This window comes from Micromonospora sp. RL09-050-HVF-A, from assembly GCF_019374995.1.
GTDB lineage: Bacteria > Actinomycetota > Actinomycetes > Mycobacteriales > Micromonosporaceae > Micromonospora > Micromonospora antibiotica.
This window is the reverse complement of the sequence record NZ_JAGKQP010000002.1, coordinates 4,194,186-4,217,500: the sequence shown is the minus strand read 5'-3', so window position 1 is coordinate 4,217,500 and position 23,315 is coordinate 4,194,186. Positions and strand designations below refer to the sequence as shown.

The 23,315-nt window shown below is 72.9% G+C and carries 11 protein-coding genes, 2 rRNA genes and 2 pseudogenes (1 of these 15 only partly in view); 7 read left to right on the top strand and 8 right to left on the bottom strand.

Going from position 1 to position 23,315, the window contains the following annotated elements:
* From J7462_RS18440 to J7462_RS18430, 3 genes are all read left to right on the top strand, one after another.
* Nucleotides 1-1,615: ribosomal RNA gene (locus tag J7462_RS18440) — 23S ribosomal RNA — on the top strand (it extends 1,494 nt beyond the left edge of the window).
* Nucleotides 1,616-1,710: 95 nt separating this feature from the next.
* Nucleotides 1,711-1,827 (top strand): 5S ribosomal RNA (gene rrf / locus J7462_RS18435).
* 387 nt (nt 1,828-2,214) lie between these two features.
* Nucleotides 2,215-2,841 (top strand): NADPH-dependent F420 reductase, encoded by a 627-nt coding sequence (locus J7462_RS18430; protein WP_219465168.1) that lies wholly within the window; start codon nt 2,215-2,217, stop codon nt 2,839-2,841.
* A 110-nt stretch (nt 2,842-2,951) separates the two neighbouring features.
* Here the strand turns inward: J7462_RS18430 and J7462_RS18425 are convergent, their stop codons facing one another.
* The 3 genes from J7462_RS18425 to J7462_RS18415 form a co-directional block, all read right to left on the bottom strand.
* Nucleotides 2,952-4,775, bottom strand: coding sequence for a VanW family protein (locus J7462_RS18425; protein ID WP_219465166.1), 1,824 nt, complete (start codon nt 4,773-4,775; stop codon nt 2,952-2,954).
* 471 nt (nt 4,776-5,246) lie between these two features.
* The gene (locus tag J7462_RS18420) at nt 5,247-7,808 is read right to left on the bottom strand and encodes a DUF5005 domain-containing protein (protein WP_219465165.1); all 2,562 of its coding nucleotides are present in this window, start codon (nt 7,806-7,808) and stop codon (nt 5,247-5,249) included.
* Complete coding sequence (locus tag J7462_RS18415; protein ID WP_219470443.1) at nt 7,798-9,024, bottom strand: polysaccharide biosynthesis protein; 1,227 nt, start codon at nt 9,022-9,024, stop codon at nt 7,798-7,800. The genes J7462_RS18420 and J7462_RS18415 overlap by 11 nt, the downstream gene beginning before the upstream one ends.
* A gap of 358 nt (nt 9,025-9,382) precedes the next feature.
* Here J7462_RS18415 and J7462_RS18410 point away from each other — a divergent pair.
* Nucleotides 9,383-10,930: pseudogene (locus J7462_RS18410) on the top strand (hypothetical protein); the annotation flags it as partial.
* A gap of 206 nt (nt 10,931-11,136) precedes the next feature.
* Nucleotides 11,137-11,331, top strand: coding sequence for a hypothetical protein (locus J7462_RS18405; protein ID WP_208570806.1), 195 nt, complete (start codon nt 11,137-11,139; stop codon nt 11,329-11,331).
* A 164-nt stretch (nt 11,332-11,495) separates the two neighbouring features.
* On the opposite strand, the pseudogene J7462_RS18400 reads toward J7462_RS18405, so the two are convergent.
* Nucleotides 11,496-12,641, bottom strand: a pseudogene (locus tag J7462_RS18400) (glycosyltransferase family 4 protein); the annotation flags it as partial.
* An 88-nt stretch (nt 12,642-12,729) separates the two neighbouring features.
* Here J7462_RS18400 and J7462_RS18395 point away from each other — a divergent pair.
* Nucleotides 12,730-17,088, top strand: coding sequence for an alpha-(1->3)-arabinofuranosyltransferase family protein (locus J7462_RS18395; protein ID WP_374197535.1), 4,359 nt, complete (start codon nt 12,730-12,732; stop codon nt 17,086-17,088).
* Here the strand turns inward: J7462_RS18395 and J7462_RS18390 are convergent.
* Nucleotides 16,983-18,203 (bottom strand): acyltransferase, encoded by a 1,221-nt coding sequence (locus J7462_RS18390; RefSeq protein ID WP_219465161.1) that lies wholly within the window; start codon nt 18,201-18,203, stop codon nt 16,983-16,985. The two genes, J7462_RS18395 and J7462_RS18390, sit on opposite strands and share 106 nt — an antisense overlap.
* 112 nt (nt 18,204-18,315) lie before the next feature.
* Here J7462_RS18390 and J7462_RS18385 point away from each other — a divergent pair, with 112 nt between their 5' ends.
* The gene (locus tag J7462_RS18385; protein ID WP_219465160.1) at nt 18,316-19,485 is read left to right on the top strand and encodes a DUF3068 domain-containing protein; all 1,170 of its coding nucleotides are present in this window, start codon (nt 18,316-18,318) and stop codon (nt 19,483-19,485) included.
* Between the two features lie 316 nt (nt 19,486-19,801).
* Here the strand turns inward: J7462_RS18385 and J7462_RS18380 are convergent, their stop codons facing one another.
* The 3 genes from J7462_RS18380 to J7462_RS18370 form a co-directional block, all read right to left on the bottom strand.
* Nucleotides 19,802-21,472 (bottom strand): DUF885 domain-containing protein, encoded by a 1,671-nt coding sequence (locus J7462_RS18380; protein ID WP_208570811.1) that lies wholly within the window; start codon nt 21,470-21,472, stop codon nt 19,802-19,804.
* An 80-nt stretch (nt 21,473-21,552) separates the two neighbouring features.
* Nucleotides 21,553-22,155 (bottom strand): Uma2 family endonuclease, encoded by a 603-nt coding sequence (locus J7462_RS18375; protein WP_219465159.1) that lies wholly within the window; start codon nt 22,153-22,155, stop codon nt 21,553-21,555.
* A gap of 81 nt (nt 22,156-22,236) precedes the next feature.
* Complete coding sequence (locus J7462_RS18370; RefSeq protein ID WP_219465157.1) at nt 22,237-23,307, bottom strand: PHP domain-containing protein; 1,071 nt, start codon at nt 23,305-23,307, stop codon at nt 22,237-22,239.
* Between the last annotated feature and the right edge of the window lie 8 nt (nt 23,308-23,315).

The window sequence follows — 23,315 nt, the reverse complement described above, 5'->3', positions numbered from 1 at the left end:
GGACAACGGGTTGATATTCCCGTACCCGCGAAAGAGCGCCCGTGATGAACCTTATTGTGCTAACTGCCCGAACTGTTGGAGGTCTTCGGACTGAGAACGGGGAGCGCAGGAACCTGGTGGGTAGTAGTCAAGCGATGGGGTGACGCAGGAAGGTAGCTGAGCCCGGCCGGTGGTTGTGCCGGGGTAAGCGTGTAGGCCGTGTTGTAGGCAAATCCGCAACACATGGGGCTGAGACGTGATGCCGAGCCGATTCAGGTGAAGTCAGTGATCCTATGCTGCCGAGAAAAGCCTCTAGCGAGTTCTTAGCGGCCCGTACCCCAAACCGACACAGGTGGTCAGGTAGAGAATACCGAGGCGATCGGGCGAACTGTGGTTAAGGAACTCGGCAAATTGCCCCCGTAACTTAGGGAGAAGGGGGGCCGGAGACGTGAAGCCCCGTGCGGGTGGAGCGTTGTATGGCCGCAGAGAGCAGGGGGAAGCGACTGTTTACTAAAAACACAGGTCCATGCGAAGAAGTAATTCGATGTATATGGACTGACGCCTGCCCGGTGCTGGAACGTTAAGGGGACCTGTTAGCTCTTCGGGGCGAAGCGGAGAACTTAAGCGCCAGTAAACGGCGGTGGTAACTATAACCATCCTAAGGTAGCGAAATTCCTTGTCGGGTAAGTTCCGACCTGCACGAATGGCGTAACGACTTCCCCACTGTCTCAACCACAGGCCCGGCGAAATTGCATTACGAGTAAAGATGCTCGTTACGCGCGGCAGGACGGAAAGACCCCGGGACCTTTACTATAGCTTGACATTGGTATCTGAATGGGCTTGTGTAGGATAGGTGGGAGCCGGTGAAACCTGTACGCCAGTATGGGTGGAGGCAATCTTGAAATACCACTCTGGTTGATTTGGGTATCTAACTTCGGACCGTTATCCGGTTCAGGGACAGTGTCTGGTGGGTAGTTTAACTGGGGCGGTTGCCTCCTAAAGGGTAACGGAGGCGCCCAAAGGTTCCCTCAGCCTGGTTGGCAATCAGGTGTTGAGTGCAAGTACACAAGGGAGCTTGACTGTGAGACTGACAGGTCGAGCAGGGACGAAAGTCGGGACTAGTGATCCGGCACTTGCGAGTGGAAGCGGTGTCGCTCAACGGATAAAAGGTACCCCGGGGATAACAGGCTGATCTTCCCCAAGAGTCCATATCGACGGGATGGTTTGGCACCTCGATGTCGGCTCGTCGCATCCTGGGGCTGTAGCAGGTCCCAAGGGTTGGGCTGTTCGCCCATTAAAGCGGTACGCGAGCTGGGTTTAGAACGTCGTGAGACAGTTCGGTCCCTATCCGCCGTGCGCGTAGGATACTTGAGAAGGGCTGTCCCTAGTACGAGAGGACCGGGACGGACGAACCTCTGGTGTGCCAGTTGTCCCGCCAGGGGCACGGCTGGTTAGCTACGTTCGGAAGGGATAACCGCTGAAAGCATCTAAGCGGGAAGCCTGCTTCAAGATGAGGTATCCCACCCCACTTTGTGGGGGTAAGGCCCCCAGCTAGACGACTGGGTTGATAGGCCGGAAATGTAAGCCCGGTAACGGGTTCAGTTGACCGGTACTAATAGGCCGAGGACTTGCTTACAAGGCTGCTACGCGTCCACTGTGCAACTCTGAACAAACACCAAACAACCCCCCACCATGTGTGGGTGTGTGTGTTGTTTGATATGTTCATAGTGTTACGGCGGTCATGGCGGAGGGGAAACGCCCGGTTACATTCCGAACCCGGAAGCTAAGCCCTCCAGCGCCGATGGTACTGCACTCGGGAGGGTGTGGGAGAGTAGGACACCGCCGGACAATCTTTGGTTGAGGCCGACCCTTCGGGGTCGGCCTCAACTGTTTTCACGCCCCGAACCCCTCCATCGGGTCACACCGTCCACCGGCACGGTCGCGGGAACGGTGCAGCCTGGCAGCACGCGGGCCGGCGTCCAGAGCCACGGGGGCCCGCGTAGAGCCACGGGGGCCCGCGTCCGGAGCTGGTGCCGCCTTCGGTGAATCGCCCCGAGCAGCGGGCTTCACCTCGTACCGTCGATGCGGGACCCGGCTCCGGAGGGACCCACACCCAGCATGGCGGGAAACGTGACGTGGAGTACGTCGTGTCCGCAATCGCAGCGGACCGGGCGGGGTACCTGCTGACCGTACGACCGGAACTGACCGTCGGGACCGGCGGAGGCAGGAGTGGTCATGAAGATCGGAATCATTGGTTCGGGGCACATCGGCGGCACCCTCACCCGGCGGCTGAGCGCCCTCGGGCACGACGTGACAGTCGCGAACTCGCGGGGCCCGCAGAGCCTCACCGAGCTGGCCCAGGAGACCGGGGCCACCGCCGGCACGCTGGACCAGGCCGTCCAGGACGCCGAACTCGTCGTGGTGGCGATCCCGCTGCTCGCGGTGCCGGGGCTGCCGCCCCAACCGTTCGACGGCAAGATCGTCGTCGACGCCAACAACTACTACCCGCAGCGCGACGGTGACATCGCCGAGCTGCTCGACCGCAGCCTCAGCTCCAGCCGGTGGACCGCCGACCATCTCAAGGGCGCCCGGGTGGTGAAGACCTTCAACAACATCCAGGCCGCGCACCTGATGGACCACGGCAAGCCGGCCGGGGCCGGTGACCGGATCGCGCTGCCGGTGGCGGGTGACGACGACGACGCCAAGCAGGTGGTGATGCAGCTCGTCGACGCGCTCGGCTTCGACCCGGTGGACGCCGGCACGCTGGACGAGAGCTGGCGGCAGCAGCCCGACACCCCCGTCTACGGGACCGACCGCGACGCCGAGGGCGTCCGCCAGGGACTCGCCGACGCCCGCCCCTGACGGGGGCCGACCCGAAAGAGCACGAGAGCCCCGCCGGTGTCGCCGGCGGGGCTCATCCGTGCCCAGCCCACCCCGGGTCAGAGCGGGCGGGTGGGGAGAGGTGAGGGGGATCAGGAGGGTTTGGGACCGCAGACGAAGTTCGGCTCGGGGTCGTAGGTCCAGCTGAACTTCTCCCGCTTGACGACCTTGCCGTCCTTCTTGATGACCCGGAACGCGTCCTGGGTGAAACCGGTGCTGCCGGCGGCAGCGATGCACGTCGGGCCGGGCTCCAGGTAGACGGTCCTGGGACTGGTGACGTTGCGGCGTGGGCCGTACTCGGTCTTCACGCTGTCGTAGATCTTGGTGCTCCACATCGACACCGTGATCGTGTTCGAGGTCCAGGCAGTGTCGATCAGCACCCCGTGCGGGGTGTTGTTGCGGAACTTGAAGTCGAGGTCGGGCCAGAAGATCGTCGACTCGATCACCGCCGGGTAGCGGCTGAAGTAGAACGAGTGTGGCTTGTGCTCGACGTCCTGGAGGCCGGCGTAGTAGCTGGCGTTGAACAGGGTGGTGGTGAACTGGGAGACACCGCCGCCGACCCCGGGGACCAGCTTGCCGCCGAGGATCACCGGGGCGTCCTTGTAGCCCTGGGCGTAGCCGCGCTCGCCGGTGTGCGCGTTCAGCGAGAAGGTCTCACCCGGCTGCACGATTGTGCCGTCGACGTCCTTCGCCGCCTGGATGATGTTCTGGCTGCGCGGTGAGGACAGCCCGCCGGGGAACTTCGTGGAGAAGGTGGAGACCCGCTCCTTGATGCCCAGCTCGGCCAGCTTCGCCTCGGTCAGCTCGGGCTCGGCCTCCTTCAGCTGCCCGGTGACCGTCCGGCCGTCCGCCTTCGGCAGCACCGCGAGCAGGTCCCGGCTCAGCGCCGCCGAGTCGAGCTGCTTCCCGGCCCGCCCCGGGACCACCTTCGGCTTGCCGGCCGAGATGGTCAGACCGGCATCCTTGGGCGTCGACTCGATCGCGGCCAGCTTGCTGCCCAGCGCCGACCGGAGCCGCTTCACGTCGACCTTCGGCGTCAGCTTCCCCTCGTCGTCGGCCGAGAAGCGCAGCGCGCGGGCGATCGCCGCTGGCGGGACACTGACCGACCCCTTGTCGGAGGTGATGGTGACCGGAGCGGCGACGGCCGGCTTCGCCAGCTCGGCGACCAGCCGGTCCACCTCCTCCCGGGTCGTCACCGGGTTCTTCTCCACCACCGGCACCGTCACCGGTTGCCCGGCCAGCCAACCCGTGCGGACCACCCGGGCGGACTGCTCCGCATCGAGGGTCAGGCTCGGCTTGGGGTAGACCGGCTTCGGGGTGGTGCCGGTGAAGATGATCGCCGGCATCGTCATGTCCCGGCCCTGCTTACCGAGGATCTGGCGCAACGCCGCATCCAACTTGGCGGCGTCCACCGTCACCACCGGCTCGACCGTACGGGAGCCGAACAGCCGGTCCACCGGGTGCGCCTGGGTGTCGGTGGCGGCGGCGACGGTGGCGTCCACGTCCACCGTCAGGCCGACGTCGGCGGGATTGACCTCCGCCCGGTTCTCCCCCACCACCACGGTCAGCGGCGCGTTGAGCCTGCCGGCGCGCTTCTCCAGCTCGGCCCGCAGCTCCTTGGCCGCGTCGGCGCGGCTGCGGCCACCCAGCTCGGTGCCGAGCACGCTCGTGCCGCGCGGGACGTCCCCGGCGTACGCCCAGGCGCCCACGCCGACCACCCCGGCCAGCACCGCCGTGGTCACGCCACCGGCGAGCAACACCCGCCCGCGTCGCCACCACGGCCCGCCGCCGGGGGCCGAGCCCGCGGCGCCGCCAGCCGTCGGAGGCTCGTCCTCGCCCGGCCAGCTCACCGCGGTGACCTGCACCGTGGGGCGGTCGTCGGAGACCTGATTGTCGCCGTACAGGGTCACAGCCACCTCGATCGGACGTACCACGTGGGGGGTTGCGGCCCCCAGGGACACCTACGGTAGCCAACCGGACGGCCAGCCGACAGCGTGCGTCCGGCCATCCTCACCACCGCGTGTCGTAGCCGGTCACACGGTGTATGACCGATCGTGGCGCGGTGTCCGGATGCGCCGACCGGGGCCGCCCTGCGGGGGCGGACGAATCGGCCGGGCGGGGGCGTCGCGCGGTGACCCGGAGTGGCTGGCGGCACAGTTGCGCACCCCCGATCAGCCGGCTGCCGCCGGCCACCACGACCCCGTGGCACCTGCACGCCGGGGGCCGTGGCGGGGCCGGAACGGTCGCGGCGGAGGCGGAGGCGGAAGCGAGGTCGGGACCTTCGCGGCGGAAGCGGAAGCGGGGCCGGGACGGTCGCGGGCGGGGTCGGGGTCGGGGTCGGGGTCGGAACAGCGGAGGCGGGATCGGCGGGGCCGACCGCCCGCCGATCAGCGGACCCGGACGCCGACCTCCGGGGACGGCGGCCCGTCGTCCCGCCCGTCGGTCACGGCGACCCGGAACCGGTAGTCGTGCCCCCGGGCCAACAGCACCGCCTGGTGCCGGGTCTCCCACACGGGGTACGGGCCGACCCGCCACCGCTCCCCGGTGGTGGCGTCGCGCCAGTGCACCCGGTAGGCGAACCCCGGCCCGGCCGACCGCCAGGTCAACCGGACCTCGCCGCTGCCGGTGGCCGTCACGTCGAGCCCGGTCGGGGTGGGCAACTGCGGGGTGACCCGGACCGGTGCGCTGCGGGGGCCCGCACCCGCCTGGTTGGTCGCGGCCACCGTGAACTCGTACTCGTGCCCGTTGCGCAGCCCCGGCACGACGGCCCGGGTGCCCCGGGTGGGGATCTCCTCGGCGGTGAAGTCGCGTTCCCCGGCGCTGACGTCCCGCCGGTACACCCGGTGCCACCCGTCGGCTACCGAAGCGCGCCAGGTCAGCTCCACGCTGCCGACCCCGGCCTCGGCGCGCAGGTCCGTCGGGGCGACGGTGGGGGCGGTGAACCGGGCGCGGGCCCGCACCGGCGCGGACCGGGCCCCCGCTCCGCCGTCGTTGACCGCGTCGACTGTGAACTCGTACTCGTGGCCGTGGGTCAGGTGCCGGGCGACGTGCCCGGCGCTGACCTCCACCGCCGGTGGGCCGTCCTGCGGGGTGCCGGCGGTCAGGTCGCGGCGGCACACCCGGTAGGAGACACCCGGGCCGAGCGTCCGCCAGGACAACCGCACGGTGCCGTCCGGCTGCCCGACGGCGACCAGCCCCGGCGGTGGGGCGGGCGGGGTGACCAGGGCGGTCGCCCGGACCGGCTCGGACGGTGGGCTGTCCCCGCCACCACCGACCGCGACCACGGTGAACGCGTACGTGTGCGCGTGCCGGAGGAACCCGACGGTGGCGGTGGTGCCGGTGAAGGTGCCGACCGTGGTCTCCTCCCCGGTGCCCAGGTCGTGCTGCGTCACTCGGAAGAGCTGGACGAACGGCACCGGCTCCCAGCCCAGTGCGACGTCACCGGCCCGGCCGGGCACCGCCCGCAGGCCCTGCGGTGGTGGCGGTGGCGGCACCGTGGCGGTCACCCGGCCGACCGGTGAGGGTGCGCTCTCGCCGCTCCGGCCCAGCGTGCTCACCCGGAACTCGTAGTCGTGCCCGTTGGTCAGGAAGTCGGCCGAGAACCGGGGAGTGGTGGTCGGCTCGCCGATCCGGACGAAGTGGGTCTGGCCGGCGGTGACGTCCCGCCGGTGCACCTGGTAGCGCACCTCGTCGTCGGCGCGTACCGGCGGCCAGTCCAGTTCGGCGGTGCCGGCGCCGCCCGGTCGGGCGGTGAGCGTCGACGGCGCCGGGGGGAGGTCGGCGTGCTCCGGTCGGTCGCGGGGCCACACCAGCTCGACGAAACGCGGCCGGTAGAGGCCCGCGTCGGCGTAGGTGACCGAGTCGTCGACGTCGTTGACGTTGTAGGACAGGAGCAGCCGACCGGGGCGGGCCAGCTCCGGGTGCAGGTCGACGTCGTAGACCAGGTGACCGGCGGCGGTCTCCGGGGCTTGGTGCAGGTAGTCCGGGCCGGTGAACGGGCCGGTCGGCGCGTCGGCCGAGTAGGCCACCAGATCGCCGCTGAACACCAGGTTGTTCTCCTGGGTGACCAGCACGTACCGACCGCCGATCCGCTGTACGCCGTAGGCGGTACCGACGCCGCTGAGCAGCCGGGTCGAGGCGCGGTCGTCGGTGGACCAGCCGTCACCGGTCCAGAACTCCCACCGGCCGGTCAGGTCGTCCCCGGTCACCCGGGCCAGGTGGGCGAACTTCGCCCCGCCGGCCGCCTCGGTGCCGTACACGTAGGTGTGCCCGCCGTCGCGGAGCAGCTCCGAACCCCAGGAGACCCGGGCGCCCAGTGGCAACGGGCGGACCCCGGTGGGGGTGAGCGTGGGCAGTGCGAAGCTGGCCAGTGCGGTGCCGACCAGGGTGTGGTCGAGCGGGCTGAGGCCGGTGCGCCGGTAGCGGTGGACCAGCACCTGGAGGGTGTCGCCGGAGACGGTGGCGTCGCCGATCCAGGAGAACTCGCCGGGTGCCGTCGGGGGCACCAGGTCGCGCGGGTCCTCGGTGGTGCCGCCGTGCACCGTCTCGGCGAGCCGGTCGCCCCGCTGCACGATGGCCGAGTTGTGGATGAAGGGTGCGGTGCGGGGCCGGGAACCGTCGGGGTGCACCGGGCCGAGGAACGTGTCGGAGAAGAGCCAGAGCAGCCGGCCGTCGGGCAGTCGTACCGAGGCCGTCCGGTCGGCACCGTTCCACCGGCCGGAGGTGTCGCCGTAGTCGTCGAAGGCGGCGGTCAGCCGGGCGGCAACCGGCCCACTGTCCGGCAGGGCCCGGTGCGGTGCCGCCCCGGGCACGGTGGCGAGCAGGACGAGCAGCCCGACGACGAGCAGCCAGCGCACCGGCCGGCGGGTGCCGGTCAGCCCACGGCGGACGCCGGCCAGCTGCCGGACCGGGTCGACCACCGCCACCAGAAACCCCCGTCTACCGGTCACCTACCGGCAGGGTGTCACGACCCGGGACGGCGACGGTAGCCGTCGGAAGGGTGGAGGCGACCGACGCATCCGTTCTGCGGTGGATTGTCGACACTGCGGTGCCGACGACGGTGACCGTCGCCGTGACCAGGGCCGCCCCGGCGATACCGGCGACGGTGTGCGGCACGACCGTGGCGGTCGCGGCCACGAAGCCGACCGTGGAGATCCACAGTGGTGCCGAGGGCCACCGGGCCGACGCCGCGACCCGGGCGTTGATCAGCACGAAGACCAACGCGTACAGGGCCCCGGTGGCGGCGAAGAGCGGTGCGAGGCCGCCGTACCGGGCGTACTCCGGGCCACCGGCCAGCCCGAACGCCAGCCCGCCGGCCAGCGCCGAGGCGAGCACCAGCGCCGCCCCGGCCGCACCGACCAGGAGCAGCGCCGTGCGCAGCGTCCCCCGGTCGCCCCGGGCCAGCCGGGGCAGGGCGATGACCGTCACCACCTGGGGGGCCCACAACGCGCCCTTGGTCAGCACCGTGCCGACCGCGTACGTGCCGGAGGCGTCGGGGGGCAGGAACCGGCGGGCCAGCAGCAGGTCGGCGTACGACACGACGAGCATCGCCAGGGTCGCCCCGCTGGCGGTGAGCACCGTGCGGGTGGTCAGGGTCGGGGCCACCGGGTCGAGACCGGCCCCCCGGTTGAGCCGGACCAGCAGCGCCAGGACCAGTACGGAGGTGACCGCCCCGGCCAGCAGCGCCCCGGTCAACCCGCCGCCCAGCGCCAGTCCGGCGATCATCCCGCCGTAGCGGCCGGCGGCGAGTAGCGCCATCCCGCCGGCCAGCCGCAGGAAACGCTGGTCGCCCTGGAGTTCGCCCAGCCACCGGCCGGCGGCCACCACCGCCACGGTCAGCACCCCGAGCAGCAGCACCGCCGGGCCGGTCAGCCGCAGCCCGACGGCGGCCACCGGCAGCAGCACGGCCAGCAGCGCGGCGGTCACCGCCACGGTCAGCAGGGTGGGGCGGGCGGTGGCGGCCCGGCCGTGCCGGGCCCGGTGCACGGCCACCGCGATCTGGAGGCCGGTGCTGGCCACGCCGCCGATCGCGCCGAGCGCCAGCAGGGTGGCCAGCGCGCTCAGCTCCGCCGGGGCGAGGTGCCGGGCAGCGAGGACCGGCACCACGTAGGCGAGCCCGTTGACGAAGACCCCGGCCAGGGTGACGGCCACCCCGGCGACGCCGATCCCGACCGTCCGACCGCGCCCGTCGCCCGACCCCGTACCTGGCCCGTCGACCGACCCCTGACCTGGCCCGTCGCCTGATCCCTGACCTGGCCCGTCGCCCGGACCCCGGCCCGTGACGTCGCCGGGTCGCCGGCTGTGCCCGTCGGGGGCCTCGGGTCCTCCGACGGCCCCGGGTCGCCGGCCGTGCCCGTCGTCCGATGTTGTGCCCATCACCGCTCCGTGTCGCCGGCCGCGCCGGTCGTCCGCTGCCCGCCCGTGACCGTCCCGGGTCGCCGGCTCCGCCGGTCACCAGCAGCGCAAGTACAGTGTCGCCACGCCGGCGCCGATCGCCGGGTCAGCCTAGTGAGGAGGTCAACCCCTGCGGGAGAGGTCGATCCTCGTCGCCACCGGGCTGGCCGTCACCGCGCTGGTGCTGGCTCCGCTGGCCGCGCCCGGCTATGTGCTCAGCTATGACATGGTCTTCGTGCCCCACCAGCCGTGGCGGGCCGAGCTGGTCGCCCCGGTCGACTCGCTGCCCCGGGCGGTGCCGCTGGACGCCCTGGTCTCGCTGGCCAGCCAGGCGGTGCCGGGATGGCTGCTGCAACGGGTGGTGCTGGCCGGGGTGCTGCTGCTCGCGGCGATCGGGGCCGGCCGGCTGGTGTCCACCGGGCAGCCGGTCGTGCGGGTGGTCGCCGCCGTCGGATACGCCTGGACGCCGTACCTGGCGGAGCGGCTGCTGATCGGGCACTGGGGGCTGCTGCTGGCGTACGGGGCGCTGCCGTGGCTGGTCGACGCCGCGATCCGGGTGCACCGGCCAGGGGGGCTGCGCCGGCTGCTGCTGGTCGCGCTGCCCGCCGTGGTGACCCCGACGGGTGGCCTGATCGCCCTGGTCACGGTCGCCGTGCTGGTCGCCCGACGGGGTGCCGCCCGGACGACCACGGTGGCCGTCGGCGCGCTGCTGGTGCTGAACCTGCCGTGGCTGGTGGTCGCCGGGTTGAGCGCGGCGGACGCCCGGACCGACCCGGCCGGGGTGGCCGCCTTCGCGGCGCGGGCCGAGAACTGGAGCGGGGTGTTCGGCGCGCTGGCCGGCACCGGGGGGATCTGGAACGGGCAGACCACCCCGCTGAGCCGCTCGTCGCCGTTGACGCCGGTGGCGACGGTGCTGCTGCTGGTGCTGGCGGGGTACGGCGTCCGGACGTTGCGCGGACGCTGGCCGGTCGGGGTGGCGGACCGGCTCGCCGGGTTGGCCGCCGCCGGATTCCTGACCGCCCTGCTGGGGGTGCTGCCGGGGGGTTCCACCCTGCTGGGGTGGGCGGTGGCGTCGGTGCCGGGGGCCGGGGTGCTGCGCGACGGGCAGAAGTTCCTCATCCCGTACGCGCTGCTGCTGGTGGTGGCCGGGGCGCTCGGCGCGGAACGACTGGCCGACCGGGTCGCCGCCCGGGGGGCGACCGGTGGCGCGCGGGCGTTGCTCGTCGCCGTCCTGCTGCTGCCCGTGGTGGTGCTGCCCGATCTGGCGTTCGGTGCGGCGGGCCGGCTGCGCCCGGTGACGTACCCGGCGGACTGGGACGCGGTGGCCCGCCGGCTCGACGGCCGGTCCGGGGAGGTGCTGTCACTGCCGTTCGGGGCCTACCGGGCGTACCCGTGGAACGACGGCCGGACGGTGCTGGACCCGTTGCCCCGCTACGTCGACGCCGACGTGCTGGTGGACGACACCCTCTGGGTGGGCGCGACCGGGGTGCGGGGGGAGAACCCGCGTGCCGCCGAGGTGGGCCGGGTGCTGGCCGCCGGTGGCCCGGTCGCGGTGACCGGGGTGCGCTGGGTGGTGGTGCAGCGGACGGTCGACGGCCAGCGGGTCGACCCGGCGGCGCTGGTCGGGTTGCGCGAGGTGTACGCCGGTGTGGACCTCACCCTCTATGAGAATCCGGCCGGGCGCTGACCGGAGCGGTCAGCCGTCCCGGGTGGGCGGCGGGGCGGCCGTCGACACCGACAACGGGCGGGTGCGGGCCGAGGTCCGGTCACCGGCGCTCCGGGCCGCCCGGCGGGCCGGCGGTGATCACCCGCGCGACTCTCCCGGTGTGGGCTACTTGGTGGTAACGTGCCGCGCACGCAGCTCACGAGGAGGAAAACAGCACCATGCGCAGTGCTCTCTCGTTGGTTCTGGTCGCGGTAGCCGCGATCGCTCTGGGTGCCTTCGGCACGGTGGCGTTGGCCACCACGCTGACCGGTACGTCGGCGGCCGAGGCGGCGAAGGCCGAGCAGGCCGCCCGCACCGAGTCCGGCGGCGGCAACGGTGGTGCCAACCAGCCGCTGGTCTACGGCACCAAGTAGGACTGTTCCACCTGCGCGACCGGTGACCCTGCCGGATCCGTCCGCCCGACCGGCGGCACCGCCGGACCCGATCGCCCGACCGGTGACCCTGCCGGCCCTGACTGCCCTGCCGGCGATCCCGCCGGAGCCTGCTGCTCGACCGACGATCCTGTCGTACCGTTCGCGGCCCTCGTGACGAGGGCCGCGAACTTCTTTCCCGAGACCGGCCAGGTGAACCGGGCGGCGTGGGCGCGGGCCGCCGTGCCCATGGTGGCCCGGTAGCCGTCGTCGGTCAGCAGCAGCCGCACCTTGGCCACGAAGTCGTCGACGTCCTCGGCGAGCAGGCCGGTCTCCCCGTCGACCAGGGACTCCTCGACCCCACCGGCACCCCGGAACGCCACCGTCGGGGTGCCGACCGCGCCGGCCTCGACGATGGTGAGCCCCCAGCCCTCCTTGAGCGACGGGGTGAGCGCCACCCAGGCCGAGGCGAGCAGGTGCCGCTTGTCGGCGTCGGAGACGAAGCCGGTGAACCGGACCCGGTCGGTGAGGCCCAGCTCGGCGGCGGTGTGCCGCAGCTGCGCCTCCCACCAGCCCTGCCCGGCGACGGTCAGGGTCAGGCCGGGCAGTTCGTCACCGAGCGCGGCGAGGGTGGCGAGGGCCACCTCGACCTGCTTGTGCGGGACCAGCCGGCCGAGCACCACCAGCGACGGTTCCGGCGAGCGGGGCACCGGGCCGACGGTCATGTCGGGGGTGCCGTTGTGCACGATGTCGACCCGGGCCGGGTCGATGCCGAGGGTGGCCAGCTCGTCACGGGTGGCGGCGGAGACGGTGACGTACCGGCAGCGGCGGTAGACCCGGGGGGCGAGCCAGGACTCCACCCACCAGCCGAACCGGGCCAGGCTCGGGCCGAGCACCACCGGCCACTGCTCCCGGTGCACGTGGTGCACCAGCGCGATGACCGGCCGGCGGGCGTAGAGGGCGGACAGGAAGGGCAGGCCGTTGCCGACGTCGACGATCAGGTCGGGTCGACCGCCGTGGCGGCGGCTCAGCGGGCCGAAGCCGAGCGCGCCGGCCAGGTACGCCAGGGCGGCCCGGAGGTAGACGGTGTGCCGGCCGCCGCGCCGCAGCACCCGTACGCCGTCGGGGGTGGTCTCCTCGGCGGGGCCGGCGGGGTGGGTGGCGCAGAGCAGGGTGGCCCGGTGGCCGTGCCGGACGAGTTCCCCGGCGATCCGCTCGACGTACACCTCCGAGCCGCCACCCTCCGGATTCCGGGTGTCCCGCCAGTTGAGGAACAGTACGTGCCTGGTGGTGGCGGCAGCGGGTGCGTCCAACACTCAACTCCTACTGCCGAGTAGTCTTCGCGGTCGCGTCACACTATGGGCTGCGTCACGCACGTCGCAATGCCCGATCGGAGGCGAGATGCAGCAGTCGCCGGGCCGTCCGGGGGCGGCCGACGGGCCGGACGACACATCCAGCACGGTGTGGCGTGTGCGGTTGGTTGCGGTGTGTCTGGCTTTGTCCGCACTGGCTTTCCTCCAGGACCCCGGCCTGATCGCCATCGACACCAAGGTCGACCTGGCCATCGATCCGGCCGGATGGCTGACCCGGGCCCTGCACGTCTGGGACCCCGACGGCACCTTCGGGCAGTTGCAGAATCAGGCGTACGGCTACCTCTGGCCGATGGGACCGTTCTTCCTGCTCGGCAAGCTGCTCGCCGTACCGGCCTGGGTGGTGCAGCGGCTGTGGTGGGCGTTGCTGCTGACGGTGGCCTGCGTCGGCGTCGTCCGGCTCGCCGAGCGGCTGCACGTCGGCACCCCGTGGGCCCGGTTGCTCGCCGGGGCCGCCTTCGCGCTCTCCCCCCGGCTGCTCACCGAACTCGGCCCGATCTCGGTGGAGGCGTGGCCCAGTGCGCTCGCGCCGTGGGTGCTCGTCCCGCTGGTCGGGCTGGCCGACGGGGTGCCGCTGCGCCGGGCGGTCACCAGGTCGGCCCTGGTGGTGGCGTGCGCCGGTGGGGTCAACGCGACCGCCGTGCTGGCCGTGGTGCCGCTGGCCGCGCTCTGGCTGCTCGGCCTGCATCCGCTGCGTCTGCGGGTGAAGGCGCTGTTCGCCTGGGGGCTCGCGGTGGGCGCGGCGACCGCCTGGTGGCTGGTGCCGTTGTTGCTGCTCGGCCGGTACAGCCCGCCCTTCCTCGACTACATCGAGACCGCGCCGGTGACCACCACCCCCACCGACGCCACCACCGTGCTGCGGGGCGCCTCGCACTGGCACGCCTACCTCAACGGCGCGTACGGGCCGCCGTGGACGGCGGGTTGGCGGCTCGCCACCGAACGACCCCTGGTGGTCGCCACCCTGGTGGTCGCCGGGCTGGGCATCGCCGGGCTGGCCCGCCGGGGCATGCCGCACCGGCGGTTCCTGGTCACCGGCCTGCTGGTCGGGCTGGCCCTGGTCGGGCTCGGGCACCTCGGCCAGCTCGACGGGTTCGGCGCGCAGACCCAGCGGACCTTCCTCGACGCGGCGGGTGCACCGCTGCGCAACGTGCACAAGTTCGACGTGGTGCTCCGGCTGCCGCTCATCCTCGGCCTGGCCCACCTGGTCGGGCTGGTGCTGCGGGCCGCCCGTACCGGCGACCGGCCCGAACTGGCCGCTCTGCTGCCCCGGCCGCTCCAGCCGGTGCGGCTGCGTGCCGGCCTGGTCACCGGCACCGCCCTGGTCGCGGTCGCCGCGGTGGCCGCGCCCGCGCTCGGCGGCGGGCTGGCCGCCCCGGGCAGCTTCACCGGGGTACCCGGCTACTGGCAGCAGGCGTCGAACTGGCTGGACCGGGCCGTCGGCGACGACCGGGTGCTGGTGGTGCCCGCCGCCCGCTTCCCCCGCTACCTGTGGGGCAGCCCCAGCGACGAGATCACCCAGCCGTTGTCGAACCGGCCGTGGGCGGTGCGCAGCTCGGTGCCGCTCACCCCGCCCGGCACCATCCGGCTGCTGGACACCGTCGAGTCGGCGCTGGCCGACGGGCAGGGCTCCGCCGGCCTCGCCGACCTGCTCGCCCGCTCCGGGGTGAAGTACCTGCTGCTGCGCTCCGACCTCGACTACGGCCACAGCGGCGCCGTCCGGCCGGTGGTGGTCCGGCAGGCGCTGCTGCGTTCCCCCGGCATCGAACCGGTGCGTGGGTTCGGCCCCGAGGTCGGTGGAGGCCGGCTGCCCGGCAACGTCGTCGACCGGGGACTGGACGTCGGGGTCCGGGCCCTGGAGGTGTACGAGGTCCGCCGCGCCGTCGACCAGATCGTCGCGTACGACGCCGCCGACCTGACCACTGTCGTCGGCGGCCCCGAGTCGCTGCTGCCGCTGGCCGCCGCCGGCCGGCTCTCCGCCGCGCCGACCGTGCTCGCCGGGGACCGCCCGGCCGGGCTGGCCGCGTCACAGGTGACGCTCACCGACGGGTTGCGCCGCCGGGAGGTGGCCTTCGGGCAGCAGCACGACAACGCCTCGGCCACCATGACCGCCCGGGACCGCCCCCAGCTCGACGCCCCGGCCCGGGACTACCTGCCGCCGTGGGCCGAGGGGGAGTCCACCGTGGTGCGCTACCTCGGCATCGGCGGGGTGTCCGCGTCCAGCTCCTGGTCGCAGGCGCAGCCGCTGGGCGGTGGCCGCCCCGAACACCAGCCGTACGCGGCGGTCGACGGTGACCTGAGCACGTCGTGGCGGTCCGCCCCGGGGACGCGCGCGCCGGGGCAGTGGTTCGAGGTGGAGCTGGACCGGCCGCAGGTCGTGCGGCAGGTGCGGATCACCTTCGACACCGGGGCCGATTCGCTGCCCACCAGGATCACCGTGACCGCCGGCCGGCAGCAGGCCACCGTGCAGACCGCCGGGCAGAGCGTCGAGGTGACCCTGCCCGACGGCTACCCCACCCGGTTCGTCCGGGTCACCGTCGAGGAGGTCTTCGACGTCCGGGCCGGCTTCGGTGGGGTGGGCATCGCCGAACTCGTCATCCCCGGTGTCGAGGCTGCCCGGACCCTGGTGGTGCCGGCCCCACCGGCCACCGACCGGCCGGCCACGATGGTGTTCGGCGCCGCCCCGGCCACCCCGGCGTGCGTCTTCGACGAGGGCCGGCCGCTCTGCGCCGGGGCGATGGCCCGCGCCTCCGAGGACAGCGACCGGATCGACCGCACCGTGCAGCTGCCGACCGGCACGGACTACCGGGTCGCACTGTGGGCCCGGCCCCGGCCCGGCGGGGCGCTCAACGCGCTGCTCGACCCCGGTGGGGCGGCGGCGGTCACCACCGGGGTCACCCCGACCGTGGCCGCCTCGACCGTCGGCGTGTCCCACCCGACCGCCCGCCCCGGCGCGGTGGTCGACGGGAACCCCGCGACCATCTGGTACGCCGCCGACGCCGACCGGCAACCATGGCTGCGGTTGACCTGGCCGAAGGCGCGTACCGTCACCGGGCTGCGGATCGCCCTGCCACCCGGTGCGGCGGCGGCCCGCCCCTGGCGGGTCACCGTGCTCGGCGACGAGGGGATGCGCGGCGGGGTGCTCGACGAGGGCGGCACGCTGCTGTTCGACCGGCCGATGCGCAGCGACGACCTGACCGTGCTGATCGCCGACGTGGTGCCGGTGGCGTCGTACGACCCGTACGGGCGGGTGACGCAGGGCCTGCCGGTGGGGGTGGGTGAGCTGACCGTGCTGCCGGACGGCCCGGCCACCCCGGCGGACCCCGCGAGGCGGGTGACCCTGCCCTGCGGCACCGGCCCGACGGTGACCGTGCCCGGTGGGCAACGCCGGACCGCGCTGGTCGCCAGCCGACGGGACCTGGTGGAACTGCGCGAGGTGCCGGCGGTGCTCTGCGGTCCGGCCGCGAAGACGCCGCTGCGGCTGACCGCCGGGGAGAACCGGTTGGTGGCGGCGGGGACCCGGCTGACCGTACCCACCCGGCTCGCCCTCACCCCGACGGACGCCCCAGCCGGCGGGACCTCCGCCCGCCCGGCGACAACCGGCGGGTCGGGGATCGCCGGCACGGACGGTGGCGGTACGGCGGCACCCGGGGCCGGCGACGCGACGAACGGACCCCGACAACCCGGGGCGACCCGGACGGTGCTGCGGGTCGACGAGTGGTCGGCCACCCGGCGGGTGCTGCGCCTGGAGAGCTACCCCGGCCAGCGGGTGCTGGCGCTGCGGGAGAACGCCAACGCGGGCTGGGTGGCCACCGCAGCCGGCCGGACCCTCACCCCGTTCGTGGTGGACGGCTGGCAGCAGGGCTGGCTGGTGCCGGCCGACGTCGCCGGTGCGGTGACGCTCCACTTCGCCCCGGACCGGGGGTACGTGGCGGCGCTCGGGGCCGGGGCGGTGCTGCTGACCGGGGTCGCCCTGCTGGCGGTGCTGCCGGCACGGCGTACCCCGGGGATGGTGGCGGTGGTGCGGCGCAGGCGCGGACGGGTGCTCGCCGCGCTCGTCGGTGGTGGGGCGTTGCTGCTGTTCGGCGGGCCGGCGGCGGTCGGGGTGGCACTGGCGGTGGTGGTCGTGGTGCTGGCCGGGAGGGCCCTGGAGCCGCACCTGCACCCGCCGGACCGGCGGGGTATGCACCGGCTGCGCCGGGCGACCGTGCGCTGGCTGCCGGTGGCGTGTTTCGCCGTGGCCGGCTGGTGGGCGGCGACCCGGGGTGGGCACACCGCCTGGCTGCCTCAGTTGGCCGCGGTCGCCACCGCCACTCTGCTCTGGCTCTCGCTGGTGCTGCGCCGACGCGGCCACCGCCCACCCCAGCGCTGGAAGGGGCGCTCCACCGCGTAGTAGCTGACCGCCGCGAGGACCAGCCCACCGGCGACGGTGAGGATGAACGTGCCGAGCGGGTCACCGGTGAACTCCGGCCGGCCGTCGACCAGGTAGATCCCCTCCAGCACCAACGGGTGCCAGAGGAACAGCCCGTACGACACCCGGCCCAACCACCGGCCGACGATGCTGTCGAAGACGCCCTTGGTGCGGGTCTGCGGCCCGAACGCCACCGGCACGATCAGCAGCACCGCGACCACCAGGTAGAGCACCAGCTTGGTGGCGAACTGGCCGGCCGTCGGCTCGGCCAGGTCCCGGGGGCCAGTGACCGGGGTGGTGGCGACGGCCAACGCGCCCAGGGCGATCGTCCAGCAGGCCAGCGGGGCCCGGCCCAGGTCGTCCAGGAAGCGCCAGCGCACGCCCCGGCCGGTGCGCAACGCGACCTGCGCGCCGGCCAGGGCCATCCCGGCACCGAACCAGCCGGCGTACGAGGGCAGCCACATGGTGTGCAGGCCGAGGCTGAATACGCCCGTACCCATCAACGCCACCCAGCCCCCGGTCACCACCGTCGCGGCCACCGCGATCCGCAGCACCCCGTCCGGGTGGGCCGACGCCGGCGGGCCCGGTGTCGGCCGTCGCCGGCCGAGCAGGAGGACCGCCAGCACCGGCAGCAGCAGATAGAACGTGACCTCGGTGGCCAGGCTCCAGGTCTGGCTGATCCCGTGCCGGAGCTGACCGTGCTGGTAGATCTGGGTCAGCGTGAGGTGCCGCAGCCAGTCACCTGTCGACGCCGGCCGGTTCTGCGGCAGCACCAGCAGGCAGACCACCACCGCCACCCAGTAGGCGGGCAGGATCCGGGTGGCCCGCCGCCACAGGTAGCGGCCGGTGCCCGGGGGCTGCTGACCCGTCGCGTGCGCGTGCGCGTACGGCCGGAACAGCAGGAAACCGGAGAGGACGAAGAAGACCGCGACCCCCACGTCGAGCCGGGACAGCCAGGCCCCGACGGCGGTGTCGCCGGTGTTGCGCCCGGTGGCGAAACCGACGTGGTGCCCCACCACGGCGAGTGCTCCGATCACCCGGACGGCGTCGAGCGCGGGCAGCCGCCGCAGGACCTGATCGGGAATCGGGGCAGACATCAACCGTCCAGAGGGTCGCGGGCCTATGTGACTCGGGAGTAACGTGCGGCCAAGTTTTACATTCTCGATCTTCCGCCGGTAACCGGCTGACCGTCTTGTTAGGGGAGGACCAGTGAAGACTCGCCTGGGTGCCGCGCTGTTCGGCATCGGCGTGCTGTCGCTCGTGGTCGCCGCGGGAACGGCGTACTACGTGGCGCCGTCGGTGACGAAGCTGCCGTACGACCTGACGTTCTGCAACGCGGACGGCAAGCCGGACGGTTGCCTGCGGGCGAGCGTCGCGATCGCCGAGAACGCCACCTACATGCAGGTGCTCAACGGGAAGCCGACGATCCAGACCGGTCAGCTCAAGGCCACCACCGAGGTGGTGCCGCAGGCGGCGACGACCGAGAAGGAGATGACCGGTGACCTGCGGGGCGAGGCGGTCGTCTGGGACGTCTACGGCACCGTCGTACGCACCGACAACGGCTCGGACGTCAGTAAGTACGCGGCCGAGTTCGCCCTGGACCGGGTGAGCGCCGCCGCCCGGGACTGGGACAAGCAGTACCTGGACACCGACGGTCCGGGCGGCACCGACGACTCGGTGACCTTCGCCGGGCAGACCTACAAGTTCCCGTTCCGTGCCGAGCGCAGGGACCACACCTTCTTCGACCGGGACCTGCGCAAGGGGCTGCCGATCGCCTTCGACGGCACCGAGCAGATCAACGGCACCGAGGCGTACCGGTACGTGCAGCAGATCCCGGAGAGTGACCTGGTCACCCCGGCGGGCTCGCTGACCGCGCTGGCCGGTGCGCTGGCCCCGGGCGCGACCACCGGAAAGGTCACCTACAGCAACACCCGGACGATCTGGATCGAGCCGGTCAGCGGCAACTTCGTCAAGGTACGCGAGCAGCAACGCAAGAACTTCGTGCCCAACCAGGGCAGCCCGGTGACCCTGCTGGACGCGGACTTCGTCTATGACGAGGCCACCATCGCCAACAGCGTGAAGTCGGCCGGCGTGACCCGGGACAAGCTCCAGCTGATCGGTCGTACCCTGCCGATCGGGCTGGCCGCCCTGGGTGCCGTTCTGCTGCTGCTGGGGCTCTGGCTGATGGTCTCCGGGCGGCGCGCGCCGGTGGCCGAGGCGCGGCGTCGGCCGGACGGGGCTCCGACCGGGAGGCCGGTGCGGGACGCGTCGACCAGGGTCGAGCAGCCGGCTGCGGTGCGCCAGGGTGGCCCGCTCAGCGACGAGATCCCACCTGCGTCGACGAACTGGCGGGCCGAGGACGAGGTCGGCAAGCGCTGAGCTGATCACCGGTCGGCGGGCGGGTCGGGTTTCCGGCCCGCCCGCCGGGTCGGCACCAGCCCGAGGAGGAATCCGTGCAGAATCGATCGGCCTGGCGTTCGTCGACTCCGACACGCTGACCGCCCGACCGGCGCTGGCGTCGAGCCTCTCCTGAGCCTTACTCCACCCCCACGGTGCGTCGGGGGCGGGCCCTCGCCCGCCCCCGACCATCCGTTTCACCCGCTGGGCGTCCCCACCTGGCCGGCGGCGCGGTTCGACGCCGGCCAGCGCCCGGTGCGTGCAGTTCAGAGGCCGGCCAGCGCCTGGTGCGCGCAGTTCAGAGGCGGGCCAGCGCCCGGCGCAGCGGATCGAGCCCGAGCGCGCCCAGGTCGAGCGCCTGCCGGTGGAACTCCTTGAGGTCGAAGTCGGCACCCTTGCGGGCCTTCGCGTCCTCCCGGGCCTGGAGCCAGATCCGCTCGCCCACCTTGTACGACGGTGCCTGCCCCGGCCAGCCCAGGTAGCGGTTCAGCTCGAAGCGGAGGTTCTCCTCCGGCACCCGGCAGTGCGAACGCATGAACTCCCAGCCCAGCTCCGGCGTCCACCGTTCGCCCGGGTGGAAGCCGAACGGGTTGTCCCGGGGGATCTCCAGCTCCAGGTGCATCCCGATGTCGATGATCACCCGGGCCGCCCGGAACGCCTGCCCGTCGAGCATGCCGAGCTTGTCACCCGGGTCCTCCAGGTAGCCCAGCTCGTCCATCAGCCGCTCCGAGTAGAGCGCCCAGCCCTCGCCGTGGCCGGAGACCCAGCACAGCAGCCGCTGCCAGCGGTTGAGCAGCTCCGCCCGGACGGCGGTCTGTGCGACCTGGAGGTGGTGCCCGGGAACACCCTCGTGGTAGACCGTGGTCACCTCGCGCCAGGTGGAGAAGTCGGTGACGCCCTGCGGCACCGCCCACCACATCCGCCCCGGGCGGGAGAAGTCCTCGCTCGGCCCGGTGTAGTAGATCGCCCCGTCGCTGGTCGGGGCGAGGCAGCACTCGATCCGGCGGACCTGCTCCGGGATGTCGAAGTGGGTGCCGTGCAGCTCACCGATCGCCTTGTCGGCCAGCGCCTGCATCCAGTCCCGGAACGCCTCCTTGCCCTGGATGGTCCGGGCCGGGTCGGCGTCCAGCACGGCCACCGCCTCGTCGATGGTCGCGCCCGGGCCGGCGATCCGGCCGGACACCGTCCGCATCTCGGCCTCCAGCCGGGCCAGCTCCGCGAAACCCCAGGCGTACGTCTCGTCCAGGTCGACCTTCGCGCCGAGGAAGTACTGCGAGGCCAGCTCGTAGCGTTCCCGGCCGGCGGCCTGCTTGTCCCGCCCGCGCGGGACCAGCTCGGTGCGCAGGAACTGGCCGAACTCGACGGTGGCCGCGGTTGCCGCCGCAGCGCCCCGGCGCAGCTCGGCACCGAGCGTGCCGTCGGCGTCCAGCCGCTGCACCAGCCCGTGGAAGAAGTTGTCGCCGTGCGGGTCGGTCCAGATGTCGCACTGCTTGGCCACCTCGGTCAGCTGCACCTTGGAGCTGACCCGCCCGGCGGCGGCGGCCTCACGCAGCGTGGTCTTGTAACCCTCCAACGTGGCGGCGAAGCGGTTGAGCCGCGCGGCGACGGCGGCCCGGCCCTGCTCACCCTCGGTGGGCATCAGGTCGAAGACCATCCGGATCTCGTGCAGGCCACTGGCGATGACATTCACCTCGCTGGTGATCTCACCCGCGTCGTGCCGGGCCAGCTCCAGCCCCAGGCGCTCCTGCATCGCCTCCTTGGCGGTCCGTTCCGCCTCGGACTCCGGCTCGGTCACGTCCAGGTCGGCGAGGGTACGCCGGGTCAGCTCGGCCCGTGCCTCGTAGCCTGCGGGCGAGAGGTCGTCGAGTTGGTCGTCGTAGCCGGCGATGCCGACATAGGTGGCACCGGTCGGGCTCAGTGGCGCCCAGTCAGCCACGTACCGGTTCGCGAGGTCATCGATTCGTCCCACGCTGCGACCCTACGTGACCAGCGGGTCCGGTTGTCGAGCGCGTTTGCCGGACCCGGCTGTCGGGTTGCGGCGACCGCCGGTCAGGGGCGGGGCAGCAGGCGGGCCGGAGCGAAGTCGATCGGGAAGGGCAACCGGGTACGCAGCCGCTGGTGGCCGACCGCCCGGCCGACGACCGGGTAGCCGCCGTCCTCCCGGCGGAGCAGGGTCGCGGTCATCCGGTGGGGCCGCCGGTCCAGCTCCACCCGGAGGAACCAGGGCACCCCGGCGGCCGCGCAGCGGCGTAACCGGTCGACCGGGTCGCGTCGGGTGCCGCGCCGGACGAACTCCACCGCCATCGTGCACAGGGTCGCCGGCACCCAGCGTTCCTGCTCGTCGCCGGCCGGCAGGGTGTGCAGGACGGTGACGTCCGGCTGGATCCAGCAGGACGCGGTGAAGGTCAGGTTGACCCGGCCGAGCACGTGCCGCCCCGTCGCCTCGGCCGCCGGGACGAAGGCGCTGGCCAGGGTGGCCGTCGCGACACTCTCGACAGCCGGCGGGAACGGGGTGACCACCAGCCGGCCGTCGACGCACTCGTGCCGGGTGCCGGCCAGCGCGCCGACCGGCAGGTGCCGCTCCGCCCGCCGTACGGTCCAACCACCGGGCAGCTGCGGCACCGGTCCCGTACTGCCCGTCGACGATCTCAACCACGCCACCTCCGGTCGATCAACGAGGCGGGGCCGTCGGGGTTCCTGGCGCGGCCCGGCGGGCTCGCGGTGGGTGCCGGGTCAGGCGCGGCTACGGGCCCAGTCGAGCAGGCGGTCCGCCGGCCAGGTGTTGACCACCCGGTCGGCGGGTACGCCGCACAGCGCCGCCCGTTCGCAGCCGTACCGCTGCCAGTCGAGCTGCCCGGGGGCGTGCGCGTCGGTGTCGATGGCGAACCGGCAGCCGGCCTCCAGGGCGCGGCGGATCAGCCGCTTCGGTGGGTCCTGCCGCTCCGGCCGGGAGTTGATCTCGACGGCCACGTCGTGTTCGGCGCAGGCGGCGAAGACCGCGTCCGCGTCGAAGTCGCTCTCGGCGCGGGTCCGGGCCCGGTGCCCCTTGTCACCCGGCCCGGTCACCCCGGCGGGCCGGGACGACACCATCCGCCCGGTGCAGTGGCCGAGGATGTCCAGGTGCGGGTTGGCGATCGCGGTGAGCATCCGGCGGGTCATCCGGGCCCGCTCGTCGCGTAGCCCGCTGTGCACCGAGCCGACCACCACGTCGAGCCGGGCCAGCAGCTGCTCGTCCTGGTCGAGGGTGCCGTCGGCGAGGATGTCCACCTCGATCCCGGTGAGGATGCGGAACCCCTCGGGCAGCGCCGCGTTCACCGCCGCCACGTGGTCGAGTTGCCGGCGCAGCCGGTCGGCGGTGAGGCCCCGGGCCACCGTCAGCCGGGGCGAGTGGTCGGTCAGCACCACGTACTCGTGGCCGAGTTCGACGGCGGCGAGCGCCATCTCCTCGATCGGTGACCCGCCGTCGGACCAGTCCGAGTGGGTGTGGCAGTCGCCGCGCAGCGCGGCCCGTAACGCGGCGGCCGCCTCGTCGAGGTCGACGCCCTCGGTGGCGACCAGCCGGCGCAGGTAGACCGGTTCCTCGCCGGCCAACGACTCGGTGACGCAGCGGGCGGTGACGTCGCCGACCCCGGGCAGGTCGGTGAGGGTTCCGGCCCGGTTCCGCTCGGCCAACTCCGCCGCCGGCAGCGCGGCCAGGGCGGTCGCCGCGCTGCGGAACGCGCGTACCCGGTAGGTGGCCTCGTTGGCGCGTTCCAGCAGGAACGCGATCCGACGCAGGTCGGCGACGGGGTCTCTGGCGCTCATGGATGGCA

Coding starts and splice junctions, on each gene's coding strand:
- J7462_RS18405 (WP_208570806.1), top strand. CDS start 11,137: ATGCGCAGTGCTCTCTCGTTGGTTCTGGTCGCGGTAGCCGCGATCGCT.
- J7462_RS18430 (WP_219465168.1), top strand. CDS start 2,215: ATGAAGATCGGAATCATTGGTTCGGGGCACATCGGCGGCACCCTCACC.
- J7462_RS18395 (WP_374197535.1), top strand. CDS start 12,730: ATGCAGCAGTCGCCGGGCCGTCCGGGGGCGGCCGACGGGCCGGACGAC.
- J7462_RS18390 (WP_219465161.1), bottom strand. CDS start 18,203: ATGTCTGCCCCGATTCCCGATCAGGTCCTGCGGCGGCTGCCCGCGCTC.
- J7462_RS18370 (WP_219465157.1), bottom strand. CDS start 23,307: ATGAGCGCCAGAGACCCCGTCGCCGACCTGCGTCGGATCGCGTTCCTG.